Here is a 19,432-nt window from a genome sequence, read left to right as displayed (position 1 = left end):
TTTGATGACGTGTTTGCGCTGGTGGCGGGGCGTTTCGCGCAGGCGGACTCGCGGCGGCGGGCGCGGATGTATGTGCTGGGGCTGCTGTCCGGGGCGGAGCGGAAGAACTCCTGGACGCTGGCCGAAAAGGCCGGTGATCTGGCTCCTGACGGGATGCAGCGTCTGCTGAACTTCTACCGCTGGGACGCCGAGGCCGCCCGGGACGACGTTCGCTCCTACGTGCTGGCCCATCTTGGTGATCCCGGCGGTGTGGTGGTGGCCGACGAGACCGGTTTTCTCAAGAAGGGCATCAAATCCGCCGGGGTGCAGCGGCAATACTCGGGCACCGCGGGGCGGATCGAGAACTGCCAGCTCGGTGTGTTCCTGACCTACGTCTCGCCGCGGGGACGGGCGTTGATCGACCGCGAGCTCTACCTTCCCACGTCCTGGACCGACGATCGGAAACGCTGCGAGGAAGCCGGAATCGGCGATGCGGTCGGCTTCGCGACCAAACCCGAACTTGCCCAGCGGATGCTGGAACGGCTGCTCGACGCCGGCGCTGACGTCGAGTGGTTCACCGCCGATGAGGCCTACGGCGACAATCCTGGCCTGCGTTCCTGGTGCGAGCAGGCCGGGCTGAACTACGTTATGGCGATCTCCTGCGACCATCGGTTCGACACCCCGGCAGGAAAAGCGCGAGCCGACGAGCTGGCCCGCAGCGCGGGATCGAAGGGATGGCAACGACTTTCCGCCGGCGTGGGCAGCAAAGGACACCGGCTCTACGACTGGCTGCTGATCGATCCCGCCACCCCCGGTGGACAGCAGCTGCTGGTGCGCCGCTCGATCAGCAAGCCCAGCGAGTTGGCCTACTACATCTGTCACTCCACCTACCCGGCGCCGATCGCCGAGCTCGTCCGGGTCGCCGGAAGCCGGTGGGCGGTCGAGGAAACCTTCCAGTTCACCAAGAACGAGACTGGGCTGGACCACTATCAGGTCCGCAAATACGACGCCTGGTACCGGCACATCACCCTGTCCATGCTCGCCGCCGCGTTCCTCACCGCCACCGCCCACGCCGAGCGTCTCCGTGACGAAAAAGGGGCGGCGCAGCACAGGAAGAACAGCTAATTCCTTATCCTGCAATGAGATCAGACGACTCTGGTCCACTCTCACCGACCCCACCCACCCCGAAGCCCACACCGATCACTGGTCGCTGTGGCGACGACGCCACCAAACCCGCGCCCGCCACAGCCACTACCAGCGACAACGCGCCAAACATCCCACACTGCGGCTGCCATACTAGCCACCTGGAACGTGCACTACAACTACCATCGACCCCACACCGCCGCCGGAGATCAACCACCAGCATCCCGGCTCAACACCGGCGTCACCAACATCATGGCCTCATACAATTAGCCCGCGCACGTTCAGGGTGAAGACGACAGTCGCCGATCCGGCCGCGTCGTTCCCACCGGATCTGGTCGACCGCCACTTCGACCAGGACCGGCCCGACGCGGTCTGGCTGACCGACATCACATACCTGACATGCGGTCAGGGTGACATGTTCCTATGCGCGATCCGGGACGGACGCTCCCGGAAAGTGCTGGGCTACAGCGTATCCGACCACATCGGCGCCGAGATGGTCACCGACGCGATCGATGCCGCCGTGGCCGTCCGTGGCGGCAGATGCCGTGGCGCCATCCTGCATTCCGACCGCGGTGGCGAGTACACCGCGCACCTGACAGCGAAGGCGTGCTTCCGGCACAGCCTGCGCCGGTCGATGGGCGCGACCGGGATCTGCTGGGACAACAGCCCAGCGGAGTCGTTCTGGTCGACGTTCAAACACGAGCACTACTACCGGCACACCCACACCACGAAGACAGAACTCGTTGCCACGATTGACAAATGGATCAATTTCTATAACAGTACGCGGCGGCACTCCGCTATCGGAATGCTCAGCCCTGACAAGTTCGAGCAGTCACTCCGAACGGCCGCCTGAATCCTCGTAAGCCCCTGTCCACCATTCGGGGGGAACCTCATTGACTCATGACTGACGTTCGAAGCTGCGTGGCGACAATGGTCCGATTGAGTGAAGCGCGTAACGGGTCGACGTCCTTGGCTGCTGCTCTTGGGGCAACGTGGCTTACGCTACGGGCCCGTCGATGTAGTGGGAAGTGGTCGGTTCGATCTCAAGGAGGGGGGCCGGACAAGCACTAGCGCCGCGGCCTGCGGTTTCGCTTGTTTTACCGTCAACCGATGCGAGCGGTAGGATCAGTATGCCTTCGAATGGTGATGGCTGTACATCTTCGGCGTTGTCGATACACGGCAATCTGCCCATCGAAGTCACCAGTTTCGTCGGTCGAGATAGCGAACTCGCCGAGCTCAGCCGGTTACTGTCGACCGGTCGCCTGCTGACACTGGTCGGACCAGTTGGTGTCGGAAAAACGCGACTCGCAGTCCGGGCGGCGCGCGAGGCCGCTGATCGTTTCCCCGGCGGTGTCTGTATGGTGCGGTTGGACGTGGTGGAGGATGCTGGCCTGTTGCCGCGGGTGGTGGCGGCGCAGTTGGGCCTGAACGGCGCGACGAAAGATCCGGTCGTACAGGTCATCGACTTCCTGCAGTCCAGGTCCATGCTGCTGTTGATGGATAATTGCGAACATCTGGTTGATGCGTGTGCCGAATTCGTAGAGACGTTGTTGCAGAGCACAGCCTCTGTGTGTGTGCTGGCCACCAGCCGGCAAGTGCTTGATGTCAACGGTGAGCAGTTGTTGTCGGTGCAGCCGCTCGCGGTGCAGGGAGTCGGGGCGCCTCGCAGCGGTAGCCGGGGCGACGCCGTTGCTCTGTTCGAGGAGCGGCTCAAGTCGTGCGTTGGCAAGTCCTTCGGCTCCGCACAGGACCGAGAGCTCGTGACGAAGATCTGTTATGCCCTCGACGGCATACCGCTTGCCATCGAGCTGGCCGTCCCATGGCTGAGAGTCATCACACTCGCTGAGATGGCTGAGCGGTTGAAGGACTGCTTTCGGCTGCTGGCGAAGAGCAATCGGTCGGGTCCACTACGTCATCGCACCTTTGCGTCCGCAGTTGACTGGAGTTATCAGCTGTGCACGCCTGCCGAAGCACGCTTGTGGTCCCGGCTGTCGGTCTTCGTCGACGGATTCACACTCCATGCAGCCGAAGCAGTGTGTGTCGAGGCCTGTGAGGATGTTGATCTGCTGGATCTGTTCAGCGGACTCGCTGACAAATCGATCCTCATCCGTGATGTCGACCATGGCGTAGCCCGCTATCGCATGCTGGAGACACTGCGTCAGTTCGGTGTGCACAAACTGCTCGAGGCCGGCGAGAGCGCCGCAGTTCAGCGTCGGCACGCGGAGTTCTTCGGTGACATGGTGCATCGGCTGAGCGCGGCGTGGCTGGGGCCGCATCAACTCGAGGTGATTGCAGAGGTCCAACAGGAACGCGGCAACCTGGGAGCCGCGTTCGAGTTCTACCTGCGGATCCCGGAGGCCTCGGTTCGCGGCGCGCGCATCGCGGTAGACCTGGAGTTTTACTGGGTTCACTGCGGGTACTTCGGAGAAGGGTTGCATTGGATCGATCGCGTGCTGGCGCTACCCGAGCTGCCGGCGGACTTACGCATCCACGCGATGCTGATCCGAGTCTATGCCGCGACGGCACTGGGCGACGCGGAGGCTACCGCCGCCATGGCAGCCGAGGCCGTGGCGCAGGCTCGTGATCTTGAAGATCCGGTGGCGCTGGGCAACGCGCTCCTTGCGCAGGGCGGCTCCGCCCTGGTGCGGACCAAGTACTCACTGGCCGAGGCGGCGTATGTCGAGTGCTTGGCCTGCTACGAGGGAGCCGGGCTTGTGAACTGCAATGTGATCCTGGCGTATGCGGCGCGGGGGATGGTAGCTGGTTTCTCTGGACAGCTTGGCCTCACCGAGGACCTAGCACGCAGGGCCATCGCCATCGCAGACGAACACGGCGAGCAGTGCATTCGGGCGAATGCGCTCTACACCCTCGCCCTTGCCGAGTGGCAGCTTGGCAGAATCGCGGACGCCCTGCGCGATGCGCGACAAGGACTGATGCTCAAGTCGAAGTTCGGCGACCTTCTCGGCCAGGTGATGATCGTGGAACTGTGCGCTTGGATCGCGTCGGCGATGGGAAACGCACTGGTGTGCGCGAAGTTGCTCGGTGTCGCCCACCGGTTATGGTTGCGCGCAGGCGGTGCGACGATGCTCGACTCGGAGACATGGCGGGCACCGCACAGAGACTGCGAGCTGGCGGCGCGAAGGTCTCTGGACTCCGTCCAGTTCGAGGCGGCCTTCGCCGAGGGAGCCGCTCAGGCGATCGATCTCCGGCACGCGGTCACTTTCGTGCTCGCCACGAGTGCGGCTTCGCCGAAGGCGGCGCTTGCGGCTAGTGAATCGGTGCTGACCAGGCGTGAGGAACAAATCGCGGAGCTGATCGTGAGAGGAGAGACGAACAAGGCGATCGCGGTCGACTTGGCGATCTCCCGCCGTACCGTCGAGGCCCATGTCCAGCACATCCTCGCCAAGCTCGGGTTCGAGTCGCGGACGCAGATCGGGGTGTGGGTCGTCGAGCGACGGAACAAGTTGGCCTGAGGGGATCGTGAGTCCAGCCGGCGAGTTGGACCAGCGCTGGATGCGGTGCCGCCAGCGGAGAACCGTGGTTGACCAGTACCGGCGGCGCGGTGACGTCGTCGCCGACCACCGCCTACACTACGCAGTCGCCAGGGGCACGAAGTGCACGGGTCCGGGCCGAAGCCGTTGACCGCGTGTCATTGTTGCCGCCATAACGGTGTTGACATGGCGCCTTGGGCACCGGCGTTGGTCGGCGACCAGCCAACCTCGGTGCGATCTGCTGGAGGCTAAGGTTGTTCACAGCCTCGCGCACCACAGCCACGGCATCCTGCTGCAGCGCGCAGAGGCGAACATAGGGCGGCTTTTACACACTTCGATGCTGCGGCCTCCCTTCGGCTGCGGTTCACCCCGAATGGTGGACAGGGTGGCGTTGCCCCCTGTCTCCGGACCGTCGTCTGTGGAGTGTCAGACGGGTTGTTGTAGTTCGTGGAGTCTTTCATATTCGACTGGGGTGAGGTATCCGAGTTTGGAATGGCGACGTTGCCGGTTGTGGAAGATCTCGAGGTACTGGAAGATCTCGTTGGCAAGTTCGGTCCGGGTTTTCCATTTTCTTCGGTCGAGAAATTCGGTCTGCATCTTCGACCAGAACGACTCCATCATCGCGTTGTCGTATCCGTCACCGACGGTTCCGGGCAAGGGCATCAGCCCGGCGGCCTTGACTCGGTTGGTGAAGGTCCAGGACGTGAATTGCACGCCGTGGTCGGAGTGAAAGACGGCGCTAGGATTAGGATTCCGGTTGGTGAGTGCCATCTCCAGGCCTTCACGACGAGGGCGGTGTTCTGACTGTTGTCGATAGGACCAGGGCTCTGTCATGATTTCCGTGTAAGCCTCGGACGATTTGTTCTCTTATTTTAGTGGAGTGGCAGTCGGTCTGGGAAGAGTGCGGCGAGGGTGTTGAGTGCTTGTTTCCAGCCTCGGGTTCCTGTTCCTGATGGTCCGCCCCGGTTGCTGGTGATGTTGCGGAGTCCTAGGTAGAGCAGTTTTGTCGCGGCGGTGTCGCTGTCGAAATGGCCGCGGTTCTTGGTGATTTTTCGGAGCTGGAAGTTGATGTTCTCGATCAGGTTTGTGGTGTAGACGATCCGGCGGTGTTCGGGTGGATAGTCAAGGAATGGCGTAAAGTCGTTCCAGGTGTGCCGCCACACCTGGATAGCGGCCGGGTATTGCGTGCCGAAGTCCTTGTCGAAACGCGTGAGCGCGATCTCGGCTGCCTCGAGTGTCGGCGCGGTATAGATTTCCCGCATGGCGGCGGCGACCTTCTTCCTGTCGCCATAGGCGATAAAGCGCATGGCGTTGCGGATCACGTGCACGACGCAGGTTTGGACCACGGTCTCGGGAAACGCGCCGCGGATCGCGTCAGGCAGTCCGGTCAGACCGTCGCAGCAGGCGATCAGGATGTCTTTTACGCCACGGTTGCGCAGGTCGGTGACGACTTTGGCCCAGAACTTCGCCGCTTCGGTGTCGGCGATCCAGAGGCCGAGGGCGTGTTTACGCCCTTCCATGTCCACACCGATGGCCAGGTAGGCGACCTTGGAGGTGACCACGCCCTTGTCCTTGACCCGCAGCCGCAGACCGTCGACATAAAGAATCGGGTACATCTCGTCCAAAGGCCGGGATTGCCATAACGCGATCTCGTCGGCCACCACCTCGGTCACGTTGGAGATCAATTCCCGTGACACGTTCACGCCATATACTTCACGCAAATGGGATTCGATGTCCCGGGTGGTCATGCCGCGCGAATACAGCGACAGGATCGCCTCATCGATATTACCCAGCCTGCGTGCACGTTTCGGCACGATCGCCGGTTCGAACGAGCCATTCCGGTCACGCGGCACCACCAGCTCGACCGGGCCATTCGAGGTGGACACGGTTTTCGGGGACCTGCCGTTCCGGGAATTCCCGGAACCGTTCCCGGCAGGGTCACCTTTCTCATATCCGAGATGATGGGTCATTTCGGCATCCAGCGCCCGTTCGAGCACTGCCTTGGTCATCTCGTTCAGCAATTCTTGCGCACCCAGCGCCCCGCCATTCGCATACGCGTCTTTCACCAACCCATCAAGCATGTCCGGTGGCAACACGCGAGCGAGCGCCTCGCCGGCCGCGGAGCCCGGTTCCCGGTCAGATGTGTTCTCGGTCACAGATGGAGCCTTTCTGGGTCGCGTCCGACGACCCGATCCTGGTCCATCCGTGGCTTACACGGTTGTCATGACACGGCCCGCCGTTCGCGTACGCGTCTTTCACCAACGCGTCGAGCATGTCCGGCGGCAGTGCACGCGCGAGCGCCTCGCCGGCCGCGGAACCGGCATCCCGATCAGGTGTGTCCTCAGTCACAGATAGAGCCTTTCTGGGGCGCGTCCGACGACCCGATCCTGGTCCATCCGCGACTTACACGGTTGTCATGACACGGCCGCTTGTTGTGAGCGAAGCCCCTCTAACGGATCGCGAACCCGAGCTTGCCGAGCCAAATCGGATGGTGGAATGCTCAAGTCGGGAGCGAAGCCGGCGAGCGAGCGGTAGTGGTTCTCGTGTTGCTCGCGCGGCCAAGCTGGGTCGAGCGCACGGAGAACCTAACACGGCGTTGGTGGGCCGACGCTGCTGCGGATCAGAAGGGTGCCGATCTGTTGGTGGCTGTAGCCGTGAGTTGTGCAATCTGGCCAGTCGGAGTCCTTGCTCGATGTAGGCGCGTTGCACCCGCTCGCTATCCGGGCTTGATGGCGGACAGGAGGCCAAGAAATGACTTCCGGGCCGCCGGCGCCAGGTGGCGTTACCCGGAGAAGTACGGATCTGTCGCCATCGCGGTGTAAGCGGTGAGTGACGAAGGCGACGAGTTGATCTGCCAGTGTCGCTCCTTGTCGACATCGAACCACACCACCGCCTTGACCAGCGGAAAGACGTTTTTCAAGGTCGGCACGATCTCGGTGATCCACTGGGCTTTGTCACCTCCCACCTCGTCGGACGCCATTTCGCCGATAATGATCGGTTTGCCCTTCTCGGCGAGGTCTGCGTAGATGTCCGCGAAGACCTCGCGAAAACTCTGCCAGCGAAAGTCGTCGTCAGAGGTGCCCCAGTTATAGCCGTCGACGCCGGTCCAATCGACATACTCGTCTCCCGGGTAGTAGTCCATTGCCGTCGGCGCGCTTGCACTATCAGTATTGTTCGGACACCACGCCCACACGACGTTGGTCGCACCGCGACTGACGAAGATGTCATGGATGTGCCGATAGGCGGCGATGTATTTCGATGGAACATGCCCTCCCCAACCCTCTCCCTCGTTCATCTCGGCGGCAAAATCGAGGAAAAACTTCGAACCAAGGGCTTTCGCACCGTCGGCCCTGGCTTCGATCGTCTTGTCGTGCTTTCCGCTGATAATATTGTCGAATTCGACATCGAAAGGCTCCCAGTTGACCATTGGTATGCGCCCGTCGGCGAGTTGAGCACGGGTCTGCGGCACCCAGTCGTCCGACCATGCATAGTACGTGAGTTGGATCGCCGGTTTCCGGCCGATCCGCGCATCCGTACCCTCGATTGTTCCTGTGCCATAATAGTGTCCGAGGAGCGCTCCGCTGGCCGGGACAAGAATGTCTGTCTTTTGCTCCAGTTGCGTCGAAAGAGGGCCGGGATGCAGGTCCGTGCCATTCGAACACGCCAGCGTCGTCGACAACAGGAGTGCCACACCACCCATCATTCGTAGGATCTTACCCATCCCCGTTGTCCCCTTAGTCCATCGGCTGGTTTGTTCGCAAGCAGTTTGCGCGAGCATTATCCACTGCCGGGATTGACTCTGGAATTTGATTCGTCAACACAGAACTCATGGTCACCCTGGCCAACGAAAGCGGAAAGGCAACAGTCGAGACTAACGGATTTCGACTAGTTGCCCTTGACCGGACTCGCCGGCCGGGCAGATCAGGCGATGGTTGCGACGACGGCGATGCTGAGTCCATGAGCGCCGCTGCGAAAACCCTATTCATCACCGGTTCAGCCGGCCATAGCACACAACGATGGCTACTGTCGCGGCAGTGTGAAGTGATATTGGCGCCGATGACGGCCGCAGTGTAGTGAGGACACTGCCGAAGAAGGTCACCCCCATGGGGTTACACAGCACCGTCATCATGCCTGTCAGACAAGAGCACTGGGGCGACATCACCCGGCCATCACCAGGACTCGTCGCCCTCCTGCGCGTGCCGCGCCACAGCCTGGCCCCCCGGGTAGGCGAGGTACAGTCCATCCGCCGCGTGCAGCACGATGTCGAACACCGGCGATCGCCCAGCAGAGCGGCTGCTCCGAGGACAGAACTCCCGCGATCTTCTGCACATTGTGAACGGCCATGCCGGTCGCGTACCACCCCTCCTGCCATCGGCGCCCGCTTCGGGTCTCGATACTCATCGAGACTCCAATTTGAAGGTAGCCGTCTCTACAGGGCGAGTGGTGCCATATGCGCCGCCCGCGAGACTTTCAGTCACCAAGCGCGCCCAAATTCCCCCTGCATGAGACGTCCATCTCGGGACTGTCCAAGGCGTCCACCAGCACGTTCTCGGTCACTCAGAGTGTCCATTCTAGCCAGCCGACCCTTGCCCGCCTGCTGGTCAGGCCAGCGGCTTACGTCAATAAAAGTCGGCACGGGCATGCACCTTTGCAATGAGCCTTTTTCATCCCGGAATGGGGTGGGCGTGTTGGTGCTGTGAACGTGGCGAAGCTCCTGGTAGATGGATCGTCGACCAAGATCAACCCAGGAGTCACCAGGAGCTTCGCGTGCTGTTCTATCCCTCGTGTCAGTGTGTGGTTCCAGGAGTTCGTTGACGGGTTGGCTCCAGGAGATGCTTGACGGGCTCCGGGACATGGTTGACAGTTCCGGCGGTTTCGTGACGGGCTGGCCTCAGGTGGCGACGCTGTTGGCGTGCGAGCGGAGTCGGCCGATCGGCTTGGTGGTCTTGCGGGCGTGGGTTGAGAGCTCGATGTCGTTGTGCAGCACCCGGAACACGGTGTCCTCGATGACGACCGTGACGGTCTTGCCCGCGTGGGGCCGACCGACCCGCAGGCGTTGTCCTGCGACCATGGTGATTCCGTCGGCCGGGACTTTCCTCAGCGCGCGCAGTGGAGGTGCCGGCGGTGGCGGGAGTGGCGAGGTGGCCGCGCGTGCCCCGCTCACCTTGCTGCGGGCCTCGGGTGGGATCGGCGACGGCAGCGTCTTGGCGAGCTTGCCCGCGGCCACGACGTGCATGAGGTGCCCGTCCAAGCGCAGGGTGACCTGCTGGCCGGCCAGGTGCGCAGCCAGCAGGACCCGCTGACCGCCGATGTTGACGTTGCCGTCGCGGCCCACGGTCCGATCAACCTCGACCACCGACGCGCCGACCACCTTCCCCGCGGAGGTGCCGGGTTCCGGCCCGGCGGGCCGGGCGCTGCGCAGACGCAGGATGGCCAGGTCGTCGGTGGACAGCCGTGACGAGCGCGTGCGGATGAGCTCGCCGTCCAGGATCACGTGGATGCTGCGGTGATCGGCCCAGACGATGACCGCGCGCCCAGCCAGCGACTGGTTGAACTTGACCTGCTGGTTGCCGGGCAAGCACAACCGGCCGCCCGGCGAGATGACCATGTCCAGCTCCACCGCCGCGGCATCCGGCTCACTGCGCGCCGAGGCTCGCCGCGTGTCCGGCGGCACGACGGGCTCCGGCTCCGGTGCCGCCACGCGGGTGAGCGCGCGAGCCGGACGGAACAGCGAGGCAGGGGTGACCATGCCCAGGGACTGGTGCGGCCGCTCGTAGTTGTAGCCGTGGGCCCATGCCTCGATCGCGGCCTGGGCCGCTTGCAGTGACTCGAACGGCCCGCACTCATCCAGCAGCTCCCGACGCAAGCTCTGGTGCCAGCGCTCGATCTTCCCGGTCGTCGTGGGCGAGCGGGGTTTCGTCAACCGGGCCGTGATGCCGTTCTCCCGGCAGATCTGCTCGAACAGCACCTCCGCGGGGAACGGCTTGGTGAACCGTCCGGTGAACTGCTTTCCGTTGTCTGTCAACACTTCCGACGGGACACCGTAGCGTGCCATCGCGTCGGTGAACGCCTGGCACACGGCCCGGCCGGACGGCTCGACGACCACCTGGGTGATCACGATGAACCGGGAGTGGTCATCGATTCCGGTCACCAGCTTGCATTCCCGGCCATCGGCCAGGAACACCCCGCCCATGATGTCCAGCTGCCACAACTGCATCGGCGCGTCCCGCTGCCAACGCTGGTACTTGCGCCGGTGCTGCTGTTCCTGCGGCTCGACCAGGTTGTTGCGAACCAGCACGCGATAGACCGTGGTCCGGCCCGGCGCCGGCGATACCCCACGCCTGCCCAGCTCATGGGCAATGCGCCGCGGACCCCACCGAGGATGCGATCGACGTAGCTCGCACACCAGCGCCTCCACGTCGGCGGACAGCCTGGTAGGAGACGTCTTCGGCCGCACGGACCGCTCCACCAGCCCCTGCTCGCCCTCGGTCTCGAACCGCTTGAGCCAGGCATGCACCGACTGCCGCGACGTCCCGAACTGCCGGGCCACCTGCGCCACCGGGACACCGTCGAGAACCTCCATCACCGCCCGCCGGCGGTGCTCGATCCGCCACGTCCGATCGTCGAAGTCCTCATCCACCGCATCCGTCACCGGAAGATCATGGCCTATGGACGATCACGCGCTGTCAAGCATCTTCCCCGAACCGTCAAGTATGTCCCGGATCCAACCTGTCCAGCATGTCCTGGACCAATACACTGACAAAGACCAAACCCGAGTCCTACAAGAGCCAAGGGTTTCACCTTGTCCGCAGCTTGTGTGGTGGGGGCTTTCGCAGTTCCGGCGGTGATGACCTGATGTGGAGCCGGTTCCAGGGGACGCGGCGTACGAAAGAGGAGGACCCAGAGCATGGTCGCCAATGCGACCAGGGATGCTTCGACGACGATGACGAACGCCGCGTATACATGCCAGCCGAAGATGTGTTCGGAAGGAACAAGCGCGGAGAGCGCCATCACCTCACCAAGACTCAGGATGAACACGGCGAACACGACGACCGGCCGCTGACCGGGGTCTGTCGCGGCCTCCCGGAAGAAGCCCACCTCGAGACCCAAGGCAACGATGAGCAGAACGATGACCTGGGTCATCTGTGCGAAAAACTCTTTGTCGACATCACCACCCAGCTGGTACTCCCACCATGTGGTCGCGTAATAAGCGGCGAGCGTGCCGGCCAGGAGTGGGATGGAGGTCCGAAGGCGGACCCACTCGCCCTGATCACTCTCCCGAGCCCTCCGGCTCACCAGCATGGCCGGTCTGGCATCCAAGGTGGTCGACAAGATGAGCGCCAACGCCACCAGGTACGGGAGCGGGGTCAACAGATCGAGCCACAGTCTCGTCAAGTCACGGGGAAAGATCCTGGGAGCGATCACCACCGTGGTCAAAAGATCGAGCGCCAGCGTTAATATGGCACCGACGAACCACCAGACCAAGACCGAGGGCCTCTTCGCGCCTCCGATCCGTCGCCTGAACAGATTCTTCGTCAGCAGTACCAAGGCCAAAATGACGAGGTCGATCGGAGCCAGCAGCCAATCCCACCTGTGGCGCAGTTCCATCTCCTCGTCGAACGCACCCAGGAACTCGTCGCTGAACGCGAGCACAACGAGCACCATGAAGACTGCGGTGATGGGAATGACAGCGGTCGCGGACGAGCGGCTGAGTCTAGTACGGCAGCCGCAGTGTGGGATGTTTGGCGCGTTGTCGCTGGTAGTGGCTGTGGCGGGCGCGGGTTTGGTGGCGTCGTCGCCACAGCGACCAGTGATCGGTGTGGGCTTCGGGGTGGGTGGGGTCGGTGAGAGTGGACCAGAGTCGTCTGATCTCATTGCAGGATAAGGAATTAGCTGTTCTTCCTGTGCTGCGCCGCCCCTTTTTCGTCACGGAGACGCTCGGCGTGGGCGGTGGCGGTGAGGAACGCGGCGGCGAGCATGGACAGGGTGATGTGCCGGTACCAGGCGTCGTATTTGCGGACCTGATAGTGGTCCAGCCCAGTCTCGTTCTTGGTGAACTGGAAGGTTTCCTCGACCGCCCACCGGCTTCCGGCGACCCGGACGAGCTCGGCGATCGGCGCCGGGTAGGTGGAGTGACAGATGTAGTAGGCCAACTCGCTGGGCTTGCTGATCGAGCGGCGCACCAGCAGCTGCTGTCCACCGGGGGTGGCGGGATCGATCAGCAGCCAGTCGTAGAGCCGGTGTCCTTTGCTGCCCACGCCGGCGGAAAGTCGTTGCCATCCCTTCGATCCCGCGCTGCGGGCCAGCTCGTCGGCTCGCGCTTTTCCTGCCGGGGTGTCGAACCGATGGTCGCAGGAGATCGCCATAACGTAGTTCAGCCCGGCCTGCTCGCACCAGGAACGCAGGCCAGGATTGTCGCCGTAGGCCTCATCGGCGGTGAACCACTCGACGTCAGCGCCGGCGTCGAGCAGCCGTTCCAGCATCCGCTGGGCAAGTTCGGGTTTGGTCGCGAAGCCGACCGCATCGCCGATTCCGGCTTCCTCGCAGCGTTTCCGATCGTCGGTCCAGGACGTGGGAAGGTAGAGCTCGCGGTCGATCAACGCCCGTCCCCGCGGCGAGACGTAGGTCAGGAACACACCGAGCTGGCAGTTCTCGATCCGCCCCGCGGTGCCCGAGTATTGCCGCTGCACCCCGGCGGATTTGATGCCCTTCTTGAGAAAACCGGTCTCGTCGGCCACCACCACACCGCCGGGATCACCAAGATGGGCCAGCACGTAGGAGCGAACGTCGTCCCGGGCGGCCTCGGCGTCCCAGCGGTAGAAGTTCAGCAGACGCTGCATCCCGTCAGGAGCCAGATCACCGGCCTTTTCGGCCAGCGTCCAGGAGTTCTTCCGCTCCGCCCCGGACAGCAGCCCCAGCACATACATCCGCGCCCGCCGCCGCGAGTCCGCCTGCGCGAAACGCCCCGCCACCAGCGCAAACACGTCATCAAACCCGGCCCGCCACCGAGCAAGACGATCACCAGCTACAGTCCACGACGCGGCCACCGCGTCCTCTTCGAGATCCAACACACCTTGAAGTCGATCACGCGGTGGCCGTCCTCATGACCACGACACGCCGCCAGATCACACACTGCGGCTGCCGTACTAGTTGCATGTACTCTCAGTAGGCCGAGATGCTGAAGTCCTCCCAGCATGGCTCGCCGAGCCAGCGTTCACTTCTCATCAACAGCCCTTCACAATCGACGGGCAATCGCTCAGATCGGCCGCAGGCCTTCGCGACTATCGCGGCGCCCCTACTCGCCACACTCTCGACACCCCCGCCATGTGGGTCTAGCGGGTAGGCGCGTGGCCAGCTGAAACACCGCCCACACGCCTACCCAGCCGATCACAGACAGCGCTAGTTCCGGGCGCGAGCTCGCGCCTCCTGCAAGCTCACCGTGTACACCTGCTGTTTGACCAGGACATGCCCGCGGCTGCCCATGCCTGGAAACACGACGAACCGGATCGGGGCGTCGGGCAGCGAAGACTTCCACGGCTCCTGGCGTTGCTCGTCGAGCCGGTCGCCGGACTGTGCCGTCTGGTCCACCTCCAGATCCTTGCTCAGGTTGATCCGTTTCCGCAGAACATGTGCCCGATTCACCAGATCGTCGAGGCCATCGTGCGCGGCCCACGGGTCGAGCCCGAGCGAAGCGCGGACCTGCGCACCGATGTCCCACGTTCCGCCAAAAAGATCCCGCGCTATCACAGCGATCAGGTGAGCAACCTGCTCACTACGCTGGTCCAGCCCCAGCGAGCGCCGATGTTCCCGAGCGAATCTTACCGTGACCGGGTTCAATTCGTGAAACAAGTCCGCTGTGACCTGCCGCTCCATCACCTCGCGCGTGCTGCTGGTTCCTTCCAGGCGTGACGTGACGACGTTGCCGCCTGGTACTGGTTCGCTCGGGCATCCCCAGGTGCCCGGCTCTGACTCCACCAGCGGTTGAGCATGACCCTCTGGCGCGAGAAACACAGGCTCCCGGTTTCGACGACGCGCCATCTCACGCCACCGAAGGCGGGCCATCGCACTCTCAACAGTTGCCCGGACCACACTATTTCCTTTCCCGAACCAGTCAGAGGTCAGCGGGTGCTGAACTGAAGTGAAACAGGGTGTTCTTTCCCGTTGAAATCCAAGACAGCGCGGACGTGGAGCTCTGTCTCGCCGAACTTGATGTAGAGGGTCACGCCACGCTTGTCGATATCAAGGTGCATCGCCTCGGTGATGTCCACGACGAGTTTGCATCCGCTGAATTCCTCGCAGCCCTCGTTGTCCACATACCGCGGGTTTCGCTCCTTCGTGCGGTAGAAGTCAAATTCCAGCGCGTCCTGAGTTGGCTCGGTCGGGTAGTAGTGGTGCCGCACTTCATGCGTCACCGGGACAAGGTCACCTGCGTTGATGAACACCGCGAACCGCTTATTGCAGTTGTCTCCGCTCAGCGGGCTGCGGTAGAGCGAATCGATCGGATCCACGCCGTGCTCGAACGCCATGCACGTATCGGTTCCATACGTGTATTGCGCGCGTCGCGCCCGCACCTTCGGGTTGTACGCGAACCGCACCGCGCCTTCCACCACGTCCACCCGAGGCTGCGGTGTCACCGCGACCACGGCCCGCCCCCGCAGATGCTGTGCGACGCGGTGGCGAAGGTAGGCCGATTCGGCGAAGCCACCCGCCATCAGCACCAGCACCGGCTTCTCCTCGACATCAGCCAGGGCAGTCATGTCCGCGAGTTTCCGGTCTATCAACGCGAGGATGTCCGGGATCACCGCATCGAAGGCGCTGCGGGCTTCATCAGCCGAGATCCAGATGTTCTCGTTGTCCCCGTCCTGGCTGTCCGTGATCCGGTCGATTACCTCGTCCGTGAGGTGCTTGGCCAGGCTCATTTTCAGGCTCAGCCAGATCGTGTCGGTGCTGTCCGCGGTGACGGTGCGTTTCGCGATCTCCCACTCATGCAACAGCTCCTCGAGCGCATGCGGTGCATCCTTGCGTAGCCGGCGGAACTCGTCCGGACCGCCGAGGCGATCGACTAGGACAAGATCCGTCAGCGCCCGGTTGACGTACAACGAACTCTGCGCGATCCCGTCGCGGTCGACCTCGGCGAGGTATCCGTGCTCGTCGGTGTGGTAACAGGTGATGTCGATCGTGCCCCCACCGGCGTCCACGACCATGAACCGCGAGTTCCTCTCCAAGCTCCCGCGGGTCTGTCCGTCCACGTCCAGCACGTACTGGACGCCGGAGACCTGGGCGTTGTGCGCGACAGCGTCCGGCTCCAACGCCAGCAACAATTGGTCGCCGTTCTCACCGCGGGGAAACCCTGCTCGGTGAGCGGCTTGCCGGACCAGGTGCTTCTCCCGGTCGCCCCACATCGCCGGCACCGTGATGCACCAGCGGACCTCGTCTTCCCGCAAGCCAGGGAAGCGGTCCCGAAGTTCGCTCAACGCTGTGGCATACACGTGCGTGAGGAACCCCTCGATCAGCTTCTCCGGCCGCGGCTCGTTGTCGGCCAACCCGATCTCCGAGGTGCGCTCGGTGTCGGCGTGCGACTTCGGTGCCAGCGACATCTTGAAGCCATGCAGCAGCCGTACGCCGCTGCCCGGCCGGTTCGCGCGCGACCGCACCGCTTGGGTAAGCGCCTGGAAACCCCAGGCGACCACGTGATCACCGTTCATCAGCACCGCGGTCGGCGTCTTCACGTCGATCCCAGGCCGGCCACCCGGCCAGGTCTCGAACAGCGAGATGCGGCCCGGCTGCTCCTTACCGGGAATCCACGGCACGAAACCGAGCGATGTCCCATGCGTGCCCAGGTCAACCCCACACACAACGCGATAGCCCGCCATGTCCCTCTCATTTCTCAGCACAGTCGAACAGGCGAGCTAACCTAGCAATGCGTAGTTGATCACGTACGAGGGGTTACAGGCCGCAAATTCGCCGCAACAGGTCACCCTGACGGAACGCGCTTGATGCGAAACCCAGTCAGACACCCAGAGATCAGCGACCAGCACACAAGATGCCCACGCGAATCATCAGCTGTTTCCCGACGCGATCCATGCCAATTGGCGCCCTCAGCAACGAAGCCCTGGATTTTTTGCACCAAGAATCGAGAAGTACTCCGACGTATGAGTTACCCGTGAGTTTTAACCTCGTCAAACAGCGCGTGACGTCGATGCAAATATCGGTCACGCGACCGATATTTATCGCTCTCACCAGCGACAACACGGATGCGACGAGCGGTCGAATCCGGCGACGAATGGGCACATTTCCGGCCGCATGCCCATCTGCATGTGCGGATGCGATCTGCGAGTGTTCGGTACCGAACACTTCTCGCGCAGCGCGCTACACCACAGTGAATTCACCGCGCGCGTTCGAGTGAACAGGGACACTCATTGCTTTTTTAGAACACGCCTCGGTATCAGTTTCCCGCCACCCCTCCCGAGTCGTCACACGAAAGCATGAAGACCACACCTACTGATCACCCCCGGTGAAGCCGTATGGACCGCTAAGCGCAGCAACCGCGAAACCTCCTGGTTACTAGCCCGTAAACCCACCGGGTTCGTCCACAATGGGCACTGAGGCCCCGTTCACGCTGCTCACACCACCGCAGCCACCAGACAGGACCTCAAGCGCAAAAAGAAGAGCGGTTCCCCAGGCACGGGGAACCGCTCAAAAAGGTTCAACCAACCCACCAAACGGCAAAGTTTCATGGAGGCATCACCGATGACCAGCGTACCGCTGGCTTCTGGCGACACGCCAGAAGAAACACCCCGCGAGCAGGAAAACAACCCGCCCGCCACGCATAATCACCACCGCGAGTGTCACCCGGCCGAAGTCAGCCTCGACGAACTGCTCGACCTGACCAGCGAACCCGTCGGCATCATCACCGACCCGGCCTGCCGACACCTGCGGCGCGGTCCTCACTGGCTCAACCTCCTCCACCACGCCCTGTTCGGCAGCTGGGACCACGCCCGGCGAGCCTTGCTCTACTGGTTCGCCGTCATCGGTGCGCTCGTCGCACTCGTACTCGCCGCCACCCCAGCGCTCCAGGCCGGCGCGCTCGGCCTGGCCGGACTGTGGTGGCTGCACCGAAGGCACACCACCGGCACCCCGCCGAACACCGAGCCGCCAGAGTCCACTCCCGCGATCGCTGTCTAACCCACAGCTAGAGAAGACACAGTAATCAGAACGGGTGCGCATGCCGCTGGGGATGACAGCGGCATGCGCACCCCACCACCAGGCCCAGTCAGGTGCCCGGTGTCGAACCTGCCGGTCCGCGACGATGTGACCGGCGCCCAGCCGCGCCATGATGTGGCAATCGAGTGACATCGCGGCCCCGGTCGTGGACACGCTCGGCCCGAGGCGTGCCTCCCACCCCCGAGCACTGGCGGCTGACACGCTCACCCCGTGAGACGCCCCATCACCCTCAGTCCCCAGCTGTCTCTCTTTGACGAACCTGTCGGCGGTGCCCCGCCGGAACCACGCGTGCCCGGCCGTCAGGTTCACGAGCATGACGGCATGCTCTGGCGAGTCAGCCTAGGAAGCACCGTCACCTTCACCGAATTCGTGGCCGCGCGCACGACCGTGCTCGAACTCTACGATCACACCACCTGGAACCCGTGGATCCGAGAAGAACGCGAACACGAACTCCACGCGGCGGGCCTCATCCACGACCAGTGGGAACGAGCCGAACCCGACCACCACAGCGAGACCGAAGCCGAAAGCCGGGCATGGTTCGCGCGGCGACGCATTGACTGGCAGAACAAGCGAAAACTCGAAGAACAGCAGCGGCAGGCACGAATCCCTCTCTGCAACGCACAACGACACCACGCCAGCCTCGAGCTACTGGAAGACGAAGCGAGCCTGCGTTCGGCCACCGCGCATCTCGCCGCGCTACGCGATGGAACCTGGGCACCACTCATGGACCCACGTAAACGCGTCGACGAGATCGCCGACTACGAAGCCAGCATCCGAGACTGGCAGGCCCGCGTCGATCAGCTGCGTGAGCAGGTCGGAGACCCCGAAACCGTCATCGACAAGAACGGGCGGCTCCCCAGCCACCGGCGAACCCTCGGCCTCGCGGAATTCACCAGCTGGCGAATCCGCGAAGTACGCCAACTCCGCGCCCTCACTGCGCAACTGCGCAGCACACTCGATGCCGAACCCGGTCACGCTGAGCGCAGCCAACTCCGCGGCCAGCTCGCCAGCAAGGAACTCGCACGCCAGCAACTCGAAGCCATCCCCAAACTCGACGCGCCCGCCATGTGCTCCCAATGCCCCAAACCACTGAGCTGGCACGACAACCCCTACCAACTCATCCTGCCCAAAGGCCCCTGCCACACCTGGCCCCGCTACGCCCAAGGCCGGCAACAGGCCCGTGAACTGTTCTTCGAACTCACCAAGAAACCCGCCGAGCCCCCTGCGCCACGGCCAAAGCCGCTCGCCGTCATCTCCTCCGGGCTACCCCTCTCCCAAGTCATGGCCCATCTTGCCGAGCTTCAAGCACAGCACCCAGACGCCATCGTTCGCCGCGGCTACGCCAACAAATGGGAACTCTGGCCACCCGACGCCACCCCCTGATGTCGGCCGCCGCCCCAGACCTGACTCGCAGCAAGACCCGAGACGGTCTACGGCATGGCTCCGGCTGCCATGCGATGAGATCACGCCGCCAGGCGCTGCGAAGCGTTCACACGTTGGCCGCCTCGCGCATGGCGAGCAGCGCGATGAGGTGACGCAACCTATGTTCGCACCGGTCTTCGCTCGCTCACGCCCGTCACCCTGCCCTCGTCATT

At 63.4% G+C, this 19,432-nt stretch carries 12 protein-coding genes and 2 pseudogenes; 6 read left to right on the top strand and 8 right to left on the bottom strand.

From position 1 onward, the window contains the following. The first annotated feature begins 9 nt into the window (after positions 1-9). The 4 genes and pseudogenes from BLW75_RS34680 to BLW75_RS34665 all read left to right on the top strand — a co-directional run bounded on the left by BLW75_RS34680 (position 10) and on the right by BLW75_RS34665 (position 4,595). Complete coding sequence (locus tag BLW75_RS34680; RefSeq protein WP_395766772.1) at positions 10-1,104, top strand: IS701 family transposase; 1,095 nt, start codon at positions 10-12, stop codon at positions 1,102-1,104. 171 nt (positions 1,105-1,275) lie between these two features. Next, a pseudogene (locus BLW75_RS42510) lies at positions 1,276-1,392 on the top strand (IS481 family transposase); the annotation flags it as partial. A 16-nt stretch (positions 1,393-1,408) separates the two neighbouring features. Next, positions 1,409-1,975 (top strand): IS3 family transposase, encoded by a 567-nt coding sequence (locus BLW75_RS43020; protein WP_158005456.1) that lies wholly within the window; start codon positions 1,409-1,411, stop codon positions 1,973-1,975. A 277-nt stretch (positions 1,976-2,252) separates the two neighbouring features. Continuing rightward, positions 2,253-4,595, top strand: a complete 2,343-nt coding sequence (locus BLW75_RS34665) for an ATP-binding protein (RefSeq protein ID WP_091598978.1) — start codon at positions 2,253-2,255, stop codon at positions 4,593-4,595. Positions 4,596-5,039: 444 nt separating this feature from the next. Here BLW75_RS34665 and BLW75_RS34660 read toward each other — a convergent pair. The 8 genes and pseudogenes from BLW75_RS34660 to BLW75_RS34620 form a co-directional block, all read right to left on the bottom strand. Then, positions 5,040-5,428 (bottom strand): annotated as a pseudogene (locus BLW75_RS34660) (transposase); the annotation flags it as partial. A gap of 57 nt (positions 5,429-5,485) precedes the next feature. After that, entirely contained in the window at positions 5,486-6,694 is a 1,209-nt protein-coding gene (locus tag BLW75_RS34655) for an IS256 family transposase (RefSeq protein ID WP_091598972.1), read from the bottom strand. Positions 6,695-7,395: 701 nt separating this feature from the next. Continuing rightward, positions 7,396-8,304, bottom strand: a complete 909-nt coding sequence (locus tag BLW75_RS34645) for a glycoside hydrolase family 26 protein (protein WP_241784242.1) — start codon at positions 8,302-8,304, stop codon at positions 7,396-7,398. A gap of 1,200 nt (positions 8,305-9,504) precedes the next feature. After that, a complete protein-coding gene (locus BLW75_RS34640; RefSeq protein ID WP_395766768.1) occupies positions 9,505-11,253 on the bottom strand; it encodes an IS481 family transposase in 1,749 nt (582 codons plus the stop codon). Positions 11,254-11,279: 26 nt separating this feature from the next. Next, on the bottom strand, positions 11,280-12,278 hold the full coding sequence (locus tag BLW75_RS34635) for a hypothetical protein (protein WP_034324900.1): 999 nt from the start codon (positions 12,276-12,278) through the stop codon (positions 11,280-11,282). A gap of 224 nt (positions 12,279-12,502) precedes the next feature. Continuing rightward, positions 12,503-13,597 carry an IS701 family transposase gene (locus BLW75_RS34630; RefSeq protein ID WP_395766772.1) on the bottom strand — a complete coding sequence of 365 codons (1,095 nt, stop codon included), beginning with the start codon at positions 13,595-13,597 and terminating at the stop codon, positions 12,503-12,505. A gap of 415 nt (positions 13,598-14,012) precedes the next feature. Further along, positions 14,013-14,486 (bottom strand): hypothetical protein, encoded by a 474-nt coding sequence (locus BLW75_RS34625; RefSeq protein ID WP_143055401.1) that lies wholly within the window; start codon positions 14,484-14,486, stop codon positions 14,013-14,015. A gap of 245 nt (positions 14,487-14,731) precedes the next feature. Continuing rightward, entirely contained in the window at positions 14,732-16,486 is a 1,755-nt protein-coding gene (locus BLW75_RS34620; protein ID WP_143055400.1) for an acetate and sugar kinases/Hsc70/actin family protein, read from the bottom strand. Between the two features lie 877 nt (positions 16,487-17,363). On the opposite strand from BLW75_RS34620, the gene BLW75_RS34615 reads away from it, so the two are divergent. Further along, a complete protein-coding gene (locus BLW75_RS34615) occupies positions 17,364-17,798 on the top strand; it encodes a hypothetical protein (RefSeq protein WP_034324366.1) in 435 nt (144 codons plus the stop codon). A 360-nt stretch (positions 17,799-18,158) separates the two neighbouring features. Then, entirely contained in the window at positions 18,159-19,220 is a 1,062-nt protein-coding gene (locus BLW75_RS34610; RefSeq protein ID WP_034324369.1) for a hypothetical protein, read from the top strand. Positions 19,221-19,432 lie beyond the last annotated feature (212 nt).

This window comes from Amycolatopsis lurida (genome assembly GCF_900105055.1).
In the GTDB taxonomy this organism is placed as follows: domain Bacteria; phylum Actinomycetota; class Actinomycetes; order Mycobacteriales; family Pseudonocardiaceae; genus Amycolatopsis; species Amycolatopsis lurida.
This window is presented reverse-complemented; position numbering and strand designations above follow the sequence as displayed.

Coding starts and splice junctions, on each gene's coding strand:
- BLW75_RS34625 (WP_143055401.1), bottom strand. CDS start 14,486: ATGGAGCGGCAGGTCACAGCGGACTTGTTTCACGAATTGAACCCGGTC.
- BLW75_RS34610 (WP_034324369.1), top strand. CDS start 18,159: ATGCTCTGGCGAGTCAGCCTAGGAAGCACCGTCACCTTCACCGAATTC.
- BLW75_RS34655 (WP_091598972.1), bottom strand. CDS start 6,694: ATGCTTGATGGGTTGGTGAAAGACGCGTATGCGAATGGCGGGGCGCTG.
- BLW75_RS34620 (WP_143055400.1), bottom strand. CDS start 16,486: ATGGCGGGCTATCGCGTTGTGTGTGGGGTTGACCTGGGCACGCATGGG.
- BLW75_RS34665 (WP_091598978.1), top strand. CDS start 2,253: ATGCCTTCGAATGGTGATGGCTGTACATCTTCGGCGTTGTCGATACAC.
- BLW75_RS34635 (WP_034324900.1), bottom strand. CDS start 12,278: ATGGTGCTCGTTGTGCTCGCGTTCAGCGACGAGTTCCTGGGTGCGTTC.
- BLW75_RS34615 (WP_034324366.1), top strand. CDS start 17,364: ATGACCAGCGTACCGCTGGCTTCTGGCGACACGCCAGAAGAAACACCC.